General features: G+C 48.8%; 8 protein-coding genes. All 8 read right to left on the minus strand.

All coding sequences use genetic code 11. The features are described 5' to 3' along the window. Positions 1-16: 16 nt before the first annotated feature. On the minus strand, positions 17-1,543 hold the full coding sequence (locus HYD27_RS00525) for a response regulator transcription factor (RefSeq protein WP_219210293.1): 1,527 nt from the start codon (positions 1,541-1,543) through the stop codon (positions 17-19). Beyond that, positions 1,540-3,396, minus strand: coding sequence for a sensor histidine kinase (locus HYD27_RS00530; protein ID WP_219210294.1), 1,857 nt, complete (start codon positions 3,394-3,396; stop codon positions 1,540-1,542). Before HYD27_RS00530 ends, HYD27_RS00525 begins: the two co-directional genes overlap by 4 nt. Positions 3,397-3,424: 28 nt before the next feature. Further along, positions 3,425-4,258 carry a carbohydrate ABC transporter permease gene (locus HYD27_RS00535; protein ID WP_219210295.1) on the minus strand — a complete coding sequence of 278 codons (834 nt, stop codon included), beginning with the start codon at positions 4,256-4,258 and terminating at the stop codon, positions 3,425-3,427. Beyond that, positions 4,255-5,148: a carbohydrate ABC transporter permease gene (locus HYD27_RS00540; protein WP_219210296.1), complete on the minus strand. Its 894-nt coding sequence runs from the start codon at positions 5,146-5,148 to the stop codon at positions 4,255-4,257. The genes HYD27_RS00535 and HYD27_RS00540 overlap by 4 nt, the downstream gene beginning before the upstream one ends. A 1-nt stretch (position 5,149) precedes the next feature. Next, positions 5,150-6,433, minus strand: coding sequence for an ABC transporter substrate-binding protein (locus tag HYD27_RS00545; RefSeq protein WP_219210297.1), 1,284 nt, complete (start codon positions 6,431-6,433; stop codon positions 5,150-5,152). A gap of 217 nt (positions 6,434-6,650) precedes the next feature. Further along, positions 6,651-9,809 carry an alpha-mannosidase gene (locus HYD27_RS00550; protein WP_219210299.1) on the minus strand — a complete coding sequence of 1,053 codons (3,159 nt, stop codon included), beginning with the start codon at positions 9,807-9,809 and terminating at the stop codon, positions 6,651-6,653. A 29-nt stretch (positions 9,810-9,838) separates the two neighbouring features. Further along, the gene (locus HYD27_RS00555; RefSeq protein ID WP_219210302.1) at positions 9,839-10,714 is read right to left on the minus strand and encodes a carbohydrate ABC transporter permease; all 876 of its coding nucleotides are present in this window, start codon (positions 10,712-10,714) and stop codon (positions 9,839-9,841) included. Position 10,715: 1 nt separating this feature from the next. After that, positions 10,716-11,609, minus strand: a complete 894-nt coding sequence (locus HYD27_RS00560) for a carbohydrate ABC transporter permease (RefSeq protein ID WP_219210304.1) — start codon at positions 11,607-11,609, stop codon at positions 10,716-10,718. Positions 11,610-11,617: the final 8 nt, after the last annotated feature.

The raw sequence follows: 11,617 nt of genomic DNA on the forward strand, positions 1-11,617 counted from the left end.
TCGGTGAACAGCCATACTACTTTTTAAACACCTTGCTGAAATAACTCAAATCATTGAACCCGGTCATACCGGAGATGTTTTGAAGCTTCAGGCTATCGTCCTGGAGAAGCTCTTTTGCTTTTTCCAGCCGCAGCCTTGTGATGTATTCAACAAAATTTTCTCCGGTATTTTTTTTGAACTGCTTGGAGATATATTCCCTGCTGAAAAAAAACTTCTTTGATAACAGCTCCAAATCTATTTTCTCGTAGTAATACGTATCTATATATTTCAAAATATTGCTAAAAGCCGCTCCGCCGATTTCCTTTTTCAAAGTAAAAACCTTAGCGGTTACGCTATCCGCTAACTGGAGCATCCATTGTTTGATCTGCTCCGTATCTCCTGTGTACTTAATAAATTCGAGAACCTGTTCATTGCCTTCGAGCGCAAGGCCCAACGCGCTGAGGCCCTTATTCATCATCGTTATGAATTCAATGCAGAGCAGCTCAAGCTCGCCGATGCTTACCCTTCCGTGCTGCAGGATCTCCTTGAACAGGGATTCGATCGCCTGCTTGATGGGCCCCTCATCACCATACTTTAAGGAATTCAACACACCTTCTTCCTTTTTTTGGAATGAATACCTGCCCATTTCCCTGCTCCTGCCGCCCGTACTGGCCAAATAAATTTTCGTTTCAGCAAGAAGATTACTGTTTTTCAGCACATGCCGCATTCTTTTAAATTCCAGGGTGGCCGCATGCGATTGGTGCTCAAGACTGGCAATCATCAGGCAGATCAGTCCCGTTTTGCTGCGGATGGCCCCTTCAATCCCTTCAAGACTTGCCGTAAGATTATCGATATTCCTGCCCTGCCCGGCGGCTGATACATTGATGCTTACAATTAGTTCACGGGTTTCATTTAAGGGCTTTATCTTCACTTTATCAGGGTGAATCCCTATTTCTTCGCGAATTATGTTATCCATATTGTAAAAAAGCAAATCAGGGATGCCATTGTACCGGGTAAGCTCTACTTCGTGAAAATTCACGGGTTTGATAAGAACCAGTGCATATCTGTCCATATCCTTTACCAGATTTTCAAATATAACGCTCGACTCATCGCTGTTGCCGTACAGCAGGCTTGAATGGACCGAAATCCCCGGAAGCATCCCCGGAGGCTCCGAATGAGGGCCGGGCGGGTCACTGTGCATTTCCTCTATTCCCTTTTTCAGAGCTGCGAGAAGCTCCTCCTGCTTGATGGGCTTAAGTAAATAATCAACCACCTTCGACCTTATGGCGATTTTCGTATATTCGAAATCGGAATAACCGCTGATCACGATGACCTTGAACCGTTCGTTCATTTGATTCAGAACATCCAATAAGCCGATCCCGTCCAGGCGTGGCATTTTCATGTCGGTGATGATTAATTCGGGCTTACGCTGATGGATGATTGCCAGCGCCTCTTCCCCGTTCCCGGCCTCAAGAATCTCCTGAAAGCCCAACGCCTCAAAATCAACCAGCATTTTAGCGGTTTCCCTGGCGCTTCGCTCATCGTCTATTATCAGCAGTCTCATTGTTTTCCGCTCCCCTTCAAATGATGAAGCTCCCGCTCGCGAATAGGAAGGATTAACGCAATGGTGGTTTTTACATCCGGGACACTTGTAATTTTCAGTCCGGCGTTTCCCTTATAGAGCAGCTTCAGCCTTACATTCACATTGTTGATCCCGATGCCGTCCCTTTTGTAAGGCTCCGCGTCTTCAAGCTTCGACATTTCCTGTTCCAGCTGAGCAACAAGCTCCGGCGTCATCCCTTTTCCGTTATCCGTTATTTCCAGGGTGCAGATATCTTCTACGCAGTAGCAATCGAGCTCAATTCTGTACCGGCCCGCGCGGTTCTCAAATCCGTGAATAAAACAGTTTTCGATCAGCGGCTGCAGGATCATTTTGGGCACAGCTATATTCTTCGCTGCCTCCTCGATATGAACAATCACTTCGAGATCCTCCAGATACCTGAATTTCTGTATCGCCAGATATTTATTTACGTAGTCCATCTCTTCTCCGAGCTCGACAATATCGCCTGAATTCTTCAAGCAATACTTCAAAATATCTCTTAGAGCCACTACAAGCGCATTAATCTCATAAGCGTCCCGTTTTAAGGCCATGCATTGAACTGTTTGCAGCGTATTGTATAGAAAGTGGGGATTGATTTGGGCCTGCAGCGCCAGCAGCTCTGCAGACCGTTGGGCCAGCTGCAATTTGTACCTTTCATTAAAAAGCTTGTTGATTTCTTCGGCCATCAAGTTAAACTTCTGGAATAGGAACGCAAACTCACTGCTTAAGGTTCTATAATCGATTCGCACATTAAATTTGCCCGTCTCCATTTTTTTCATATTTTCCGCCAGCTTTTTAACCGGCAGCGACATCCGGTTGGAGATGAAAATGACAAGGATAACAGCTGCGAGAATAAAAATGATGCTGAGCTCAACGTTCTCCCGGACGATGGAACGAACGGCTTGCTTCAAAATGGAAACCGGGATCACCTTCAGGCTTACATACAGGCTGTCGGGATCCTTATAATAAACTACCAGGTTGTTATGACCATTAAGCTTCATATACATATAGCCGTTTTTATTCGGATAATTTATATTTTTGAATTCGTTTACATCTTCAGCCTTCAGCTCGAAACCACCGTATCTGTACATGACCTGATTGCTCTCATTAAGCAGCAGGAGGCTTTCCCCATTCTTGAACCCTGCCATTGAATACTGTTTGTCGAGACTGCCGGTGTTGATGTCATAGGATAAAACCGCCAGTGTCTTGTTGGTTGCAATATCAAAGATCGCCTGGTTAAACGTAAATATCTCCGTCCCGGAATACACTTCATTTGCGCTTGTATACACAGGGGACAAATAACTCTTGCGCACGGGATCAATCCGATCGAGATAGGGAATCTTCACCGCCAGGCTGTCTTGATCAACATGCTCAAAGGCTTCATGCATATTCCGGGTGACGGCAAACATATTTTGATCATAAAATGTATAAAACCTTATGCACTCTATCTCGGCTTTACTGTAAAGCATGGTCTTTAACCGGTCCTCCACATTTTTCCGGTGGTCCAAATCAAACTGTTCGGCCTTCAAATATTCGAAAACCGTATTATCATCATAAATATTCAGGACCAACGCTTTTATATCGTTGTAGTAACCGTCCAGATACTTGGCCATGAACACCATGCTGTTCGAATTTGTTGCTGCATACTCTTCCACCAGCTTGCCGGATATATTGGAATACGTGTAATAGGTTAAGGTGCTGAAGGGCACAACGGTGCCCGCCAAGATAAAGAGCAGCAGTCTTTTCCACATGGAACCGCCTATTAACGCATGCAGCAGAAACCCAATATGTTTTTTGATCAAGGCTGGTGCTTTCATGTACGACCCTCTTCCAGTTTCCGGTAGATTACCCTTTCACTGCACCATCCGCGATCCCCCTGATAATATACTTCTGCATTAACAAGTAGAATATAACAATCGGAGAGGCTACCAACACTACCGCCGGCAGCTGCTTTTCCCATTGCGTGCTGTTCTCGGAAATAAAGGAGTAAGCCAATATTGGCAATGTCCATAATTTCTTGTCGCCAAGAAGAATCATCGGCAATAAAAATGCATTCCACGTTCCAATTACATTCAGAATCGCTACGGTTAAGGTAACCGGCTGCAGCAAGGGAAGTATAATCGAAGAATAAATTCTGAATTCACCCGCTCCGTCAATCCGGGCTGACTCATCCAGGGCCATGGGAATGCCCTTTACAAAGCCGTGATACAGGAAAATCGCCATCGATAAGGATAATGCCGCCTGCACCAGGGACAGCCCGATCAAGCTGTTGACCAGATGCAAATCTTTGGCGGCCTGAGCCAGCGGAATGATGATGACCTGGGAGGGAATCAGCATCGAAGAGATAAATAGCAACAATATGCCGCCGCTGAGTCTGGTCTTTGTCCGGGCCATTTTATAAGCCGCCATGGAGGCCGTCAGCAGCACGATGCCTACCGTTATCACCACTACAATCAAGGAGTTAACAAAATGCGACGAATAGCTTACGGTTTTCCAGGTGTCGATATAATTTTGGATGCTGAAATGGACCGGCAGCGCCAGGGGAGCATCAAAAATTTCAATATAGGAGCTTTTCACCGAATTAATGAGTACGATATATACGGGAAAGAAGAAGATTGCCGCGAAAATCAAAGTGCCGAGCAGGACAAAATTTCCGGTTATTCTTTCGCTTCTCGTCATGCTTCAATCTCCTTTCTTTTCAGGAAATGAACCTCGAAGAAGGTAATGGCCAGAATGACAACCAGCATGAAAATCGCCTGCGCGCAAGCCAAACCGTTGTTATAGGAGCTGTATGCCTGATTGTATACATTCAGGGCCAGCGACTCTGTCGACCGGTACGGTCCCCCTTGCGTAAGGATAAAGGAAATGTCGAATTGCTTGATGCTGCCCATGGTCACCGTGAAAACTCCCACAACGATAGACGGCATAAGCAGCGGCAGCTTGATTCTGATCAATTGCTGGAACCAGTTCGCCCCGTCAATCAGCGAAGCTTCAATATAGGTATAGTCCATTTGCTGCAAACCTGCCGTGTAAATAATCATGAGATAGCCAACCCCGGTCCACAGGGTCGTAATCACGATCGCCAGAAAGGCAAGATTCTCACTGCCGAACCAGCTCCAATTCAGAAAGGGAAGCTTGAAAATCCGGAACAAGCCTTCAAAGCCCTTGGTGAATACAAAGGTCCATGTAAAAGCGACTACCACCTGCGCCAGGACATTCGGCAGGAAGAATACCCCTCTTAAAAAGCCCTTGAGCCTTATCACCTTATCAAGAACGATGGCCAGCAGAATCGCCCCTATATTCTGCAAAACGATGGAGAGCACTGCATACTTTAACGTAAAATCTATGGAGCTGACGAAAGCGCTGTCCTTAAACATATTTATAAAATTATCAATGCCTATATAGTTGTAGCCTAAATTCAACATGGACCAATCAGTAAAAGCATACACCACGCCCCGCGCAAACGGATAGCCAATGAATAGGATCAGAAATGTAAGCGCCGGCAGAACAAAAAGCATCAGTCCTACATTTTTATGACTGGAAATTCTTTCACGGAAATAAGTGCTCATGCTACTTCTCCTTTGGAATATATGAGTCAAACACCTTTTGTTCTTCCGCGATCGCCTGCTCCTTGGTCAGTTTGTCGAGCAGGAATTTCTGGGCAATCGGTTTCAGTTTGTCGGCAAATCCTGCGGGCATGATGTTATATCCCCACATACTGGTGATATCGCCTTGGCTGATCAGATCTGCAGCATTGGAGCTAAGCTGATTGCCGACCGGCGTGACTCCCTTGATTGGAGAGAGGCTCTGCATATCATTTCCCCACCAGGCTTTGGCGGTATCGGAGGTAACCAGCCAATCCACAAACTCCTTTGCTTCCTTCACATGCTTACCTCCCATACCCACATGGGCAGCAACGCCGACACTGGTATAAATCTTGGCATCCTTGGGGTCCTCGCTCAGAGGCACCGGCATAAGACCGATTCTGACATTGGGATCTGCTTTTATAATGGAAGTGTAGGGAGCTTCAACGATCATCCCCACTTTTCCTTGGGCCAGAAGTACCGCAGTCGGATCCTTATCCGCATCAAACGGCTTATCCTGGGTGTTTTCTTTTACAAGAGTCATCATGTTGTATATTTTATCGATAAAGGTAAAGTCCGTTAATTTCTTCTCGTGCGCCAGCAGGGCCTTGAGTTCATCAGGGTATTTATCCCCGTCTATGGAATAAGGGAAAGTGTGCAGATGCCCAATCAGGGAAGCGTTTTTAAAACCGGCTCCAAAAGGGATGACATCTATCGCCTTCAGCTTGGCAATGACTGCCTCCAGCTCGCCAAGCGTCTTGGGAAGCTCAGTAATCCCCGCTTTCTCAAATACATCCTTGTTGTACAGGAATCCCCAGGCTTCCGTTGTCAGCGGTGCGCCGATTCTTTTGCCATCGGTGGTGGTAACTGCCGGGTAGGCATCCTCACTGATTTCACTCCAGAAGGATTCCTGGGTCAGATCCTCGCTTGCTGCGGCATACAGCTGATTTTTTTCATAAGGGCCGGACATGAACACGTCAGGAATATCACCAGTAGCAATCTTGGTCTGAAGTACTTTATCATAGTCTGCGCCATTGCTCTGATTAATTATGGTTACATTCGGATGCTCATCATGATACAGCTCGACCAGTTTGGCCATTTGGGCATCATAGCCCTGGATGAAGTTGTAGAAGGTCAGTTCGGCCTTCTCAGCCGGTGCATCCCCTGAATCTGGCGAAGAATTGGTTTGTGAATCTGTGGAATTGCCGCATGCGCTGACCACCGCAAGAACCACACAGCAGAGCAATACCGTTACTAATGACTTTTTCATTGAATTTCCCCCAACTGAGTAATGTATTTTTTATCTGGCAGCTAAGATCGTACGAATCTTATGGCTCAATGATAAAGCGTTTACAATACAAAGGGAATGTAAAATATTGAACAGGGCTTGTAAAAAAGAGAAGTTCTTGGCTGGAAAAAGAACAGCTCTGGCTATTTTCAAAAGCTAAAAAGCCAACTCGCACGGAGCAGGCTTTTTAGTTTTCCGGCTACAGGATGGCAAAGTCAACAATAAACGTTTTAATCTCATATGGATTTAACTGAAAGGCAATGATGGACGAGTTCTGCTTGTCTCCCTGTCCCCGCTCCAGCAGGTCGCATTCTTCCCAGCCCTTGATCGGGTAATCGCTGGTTAACTCGACCTGGCTTCGGGAGCCGGTATATTCGTGCAAGCGGACGATTACACCGTTTCCGTCCTCCGCCTTCTTGACCGTGTCGACAGAAACACCCTTTGCCGCGGTATGGAAAAGTGATTTGCCCGTATTTGCAGAGCTGCCGAAACAGGCAAATAGCGGATTGTTCAGCATCCAGGCCTCTTCCGCAGTCCGGGCCTCCACCCAGTCTCCGCTATGGGGCAGCAGCGAGTACGTAAAATGATGCTCGCCTTGATCTGCGTTCGGATCCGGATGTATTGCCGATTTGAGCAGAGACAGCCGGATTACGTTATCCTTAATGTCATGGCCGTATTTGCAGTCATTCAGCAGGCTGACCCCGTAGGTGCGTTCCGACAAATCGACCCACTGATGTCCTACCGTTTCAAATCTGGCCATATCCCAGCTTGTATTCCAGTGCGTCGGCCGTTTTACATTGCCGAACTGGATATCATAGGTTGCTTCCGTTGCGCGCACAGCGACCGGAAAGGCCGTCTTCAGCAATTGCTGGCGCTCCCGCCAGTCCATAACCGTCGCGAAATCGATGCGGCGGTTATGGGCATAGACCGTCATGTCCTGCACAATCGAAGAATTCATGTAGTTCCATTTAAAGCGGACCGTGGAGAGAAGCGGACCGTTAACCACCAACTCTGCGGATTGCAGTTCTCTGATCTCACGGGCCTTCTCCTGATAATAGATATCGATATCCCACGCATTATGCGCCATCGGCTTATCCTCAAACACCTGGAGAATATTTCCGCATGTGCCTGCAGCCAGGACTTCCCGCTTTGCCTCACGGTCATAAATGGACGTGAATTGTCCGGCTTCATTCCATTCCAGGACATAATAAGGAGTAACCAGACGGGAATCCCGCAGGTCAAACGGGCCTGCCCCTGCCCCTTGCCGCTCCACGCTTTGCGGCATAAACCAAAGAGTCTGCTTGCCAAGTGCAGGCAGCTTCTCCGCGCGCACTCGCCATGCTTCGCCCTCGCGCTGGGCCTGCAGTAATTTCCCGGCCGCATCATGCCATAGTCCATCTTCCATACCCGGTTGAAGCGGAATAGTGACTGTATCTGTACGCACGAAAGAGGCGCTGTTATATATTTCTACAGCGGTCTTTCCCGGAGAAGAAGGAGCGCTGAACGTCTGGCTCTCAGCCGCCGAAGCTCTCGCTTCCTTCCCGATAAGCTCCGCTGCTGCATACTCCACGCGTGAGTCCGCATAGACCTCGCCTATGGAAGAGCCCGGAATAATATCATGGAATTGATTGCGCAGTATCGTCTGCCACCCCTCCAGCAGCTTCGCCTGCGGATACGCCTCCCAGCTCCCGCGTTCAACGGCATTCAGTGTCTGGAGCCATTCCACTTCCCGGTAGAGCAGCTCCAGCTTGCGGTTCATCCGTTTATTATAGGCCTGGCTCGTGTAGGTTCCCCGGTGATATTCCAGATACAGCTCGCCATCCCAGGTATGGACATACTCGTCTGTTGTTTCTGCCGTCTGCTGCAAGCGTGCAAAATACTCATCCGCTCTGCCGGTTACTACCTTCGGCAGACCGGGCATATTCTCCAGCCGCCGCCGCATCTCCAGCATTTCCCGGTTCACCCCGCCGCCTCCATCGCCATAGCCGTAGGACAACAGCAATTGCTGATTGAGAGATTTGTTGCGGTACTGATCCCAGATGCCTTTTACAGAAAAAGGCTCTATCACACCGTTGTATGTATAGAACCATCCCTTGGGCTTCTCAGTCTCCGGTGCGGTGATAAAATGCGTCAGCACCTCAGAACCGTCGATTCCGCGCCATTTAAAGGTATCATGCGGCATCCGGTTGTATTGATTCCAGCTGATCTTTGTCGTCATAAAGGTATCAATGCCCGATTTTTTGAGAATCTGCGGCAAAGCCCAGCTGTATCCGAATACATCGGGCAGCCATAAGTACCGGCACTCCACACCGAATTCCTCGTAAAAAAACCTTGTCCCATAGAGAATCTGCCGGACAAGCGACTCACCGCTGGTCAGATTGCAATCAGCCTCCAGCCACATGGCGCCGCCGGCCTCCCAGCGGCCTTCCCTCACCCGCGCCTTGATCTTCTCATAGATTTCAGGATAATCCGCTTGGATATAGGCATACAGCTGCGGCTGAGTCTGCAGAAAGACATACTCCGGAAACTGCTCCATCAGCTGCAGGACCGTTGAGAAGGAACGGGCGGCCTTCTCTCTCGTATGCGTCAAGCGCCACAGCCAGGCAACATCAATGTGGGTATGCCCGATGGCTGTCACCGTAACTTCGGATTCCTGCCGCATACCCGCCAGGCGATCCGCAAGCTCGCGCGCCGCTTCTCCGACAGAGGCGTAGAAGCTCTCCGAGCCCGCCCGGGACCAATCGATTCGTAAAAAGGCGGAATCCAGCACCTTCAGGAGCTGATGCTTCTCCGGACGGTCCTCCGGCAGCACCTTGACCGTGCCAAGAATAGCGCGCCCGTTGTAGTACAAATCATCTGCCGCCCCGTCAAGCCAGGCCAGGTCGGCACGCTTCAGCTGATGCTCCTGTTCCGCCGGTTCCCCGCCTCCCTCCAGCCCGGACCATAACCGGAAATCAACGGCCGCCTCTTTTCCCGCATATTCCTGCGGCAGGAACACCTCCTGATGGTTGTGGTCAACCCCCTGAAACGGTTTTCCCTCCAGATACAGCAAGGATTCAAATCCTGAATTGTTGCCGCCGCCCGTCTTCCCGAAGTCGAAGATGCCGACAATCCGCCGCTCCTTCCACTCTGCAGGAACGGATACTGTACGCGAGAGCCACACATACAGATCTCTGCCCTTCCAGCGCTCGCTTGTGTTAACCGTGCTGCTGCCTTCCAGGCGGGGAACACGGCGGATTCCATTCGCGTTCTCCTTATCCACTTGAAAGAACCATTCATCCAGATGGATAGAATCGCGGTACCGGTAAGCTGAAAGCTCATTTATCCTTAGTTGAAGCTTTTCCGTTGTGTAAAACATAAAAGCACCCTTTCGTTGGCATATGTTATTTAACCTTTAATTCCCGCATTCGCAAAGCCTTGCACGATGTAGCGCTGCAAGAACAGGAAGATAAGAACAGGAGGCAGCACCGACATTGTGGAAAGTGCAAAAATCAGGGGATAATTGCGGTCTCCCACCTGCTGCAGGGAAGCTACCAGGGTTCCCACATACCCGGGCAAAGTCGTATAGCTTGGCGTGTTGACATAGATAAACGGAGTCATAAAGTCATTCCACGTCGCAAGTACGACATTGATAAACACAGTGACAATAATCGGAACCTGAATGGGAATAATCACCCGGAATATCGTTCTGAAGAAGCCGCTGCCATCAATGTATGCCGCCTCTTCATAATCCTTGGGCAACGAGTTCATCGACTGCCGGAATAAATAAATCCATACCACATAGCCCGGACTAAGGAGCACATACAGGACAGCGGGATGGTCAATCAGGCCGCTGCCTCCAAAGCCGGTCCAGTTGTTGCCGCCCAGGAAGGGAAGCCGGGCCATCTCAACATACGTAGGGATCAAAGTCAAAACACCGGGGATCATATTGGCGCAGATAATAAAATAAAACAAAGCATTTTTACCTTTGAAATTCAGACGGGACATAATATAGCCAATCATCACGGCAAATCCGGTGATTAGCACCCCGTACCAGAGCGATCTCGTCACCGTATTCGCAAAGGGCCGCAGCAGCCCGCTTTGAAAAAAAGCCCTGTATGAATCCATGACCGGATTCGTTGGAATCGGCAGCAGCCGGCCCAGATTCTGAAATTCCTTTTTGTCGAAAAGTCCGGCAAGCACCGAGAACAGAAAAGGATAAATCATTACAACCGCGCCGACACTCAGCAGAAGGAAGATTAATATCCGTCCGATGCGCTTCATGTTAATCTGCCTCCTTTGTGAACATGCGCAAATAAACAATGGTTATCATAACGGTCAGCAGTCCCAAAACCACGGACGAAGCCCCAGCCATTCCGAAGTTATAGCTTTGCAAGCCATCGCGGTAAATCCGGTACATCAAAAGATCCGTCGCGCCATTCGGGCCGCCCCTGGTCAGCAGCAGGACAATGTCATACATTTGCATCACGCCGATAATTTCACGGATAAAATTAAAGGCTGCAATCGACCTCAGGCCGGGAAAGGTTATGTAGCGCAGCATTTGAAGCCGGTTGGCCCCATCCACCTTCGAAGCTTCATAAAGCGTCGGATCAATGGATTGCAGTCCCGCAAGCCAGATGATGGCCAATGGCCCCACATTCCTCCACACATAAAAGGCTACGATCCAGAACACCATCCAGCCGCCGGAATAGGACCAGATCACAGGCTCCAGCCCCAGCCATTCCAGAAAACCGTTCAAACCCCCGCCATGGGGAATCAGCAGGGCGACGATAACCGCTGCGGTTGCCGATACAGCGGCAATATTCGGCAGATAATAGATGGAACGGAAAATGCCTTTTCCCCGGATCGAAACATTGAACAGCATTGCCAGGACAAATGAAAGCGAGATGTTGAACACCAGACACAACCCGCCGATATATAGCTGCTTCCAGATCGAAGCCAGGTAATCCGGACTTTTGAAGAAGAACAGAAAATTGTCTAGCCCCACCCATTCCGGCATGACCGGCATGCCGTTCCATTTAAAGAAAGCAAGCAGAATGCCTGCAATAAGCGGCAATCCCACGGTAAGGCCAAACCATAACAGGAATGGTCCAATCACCGAATAGGCGATAATGGAGTCTCTGTGTTTTGTAAAGAAGGATTTCTTAAGTGTGCTCATTCCACAAT

The organism is Paenibacillus sp. S150 (assembly GCF_019352175.1).
Lineage (GTDB): Bacteria > Bacillota > Bacilli > Paenibacillales > Paenibacillaceae > Paenibacillus_AQ.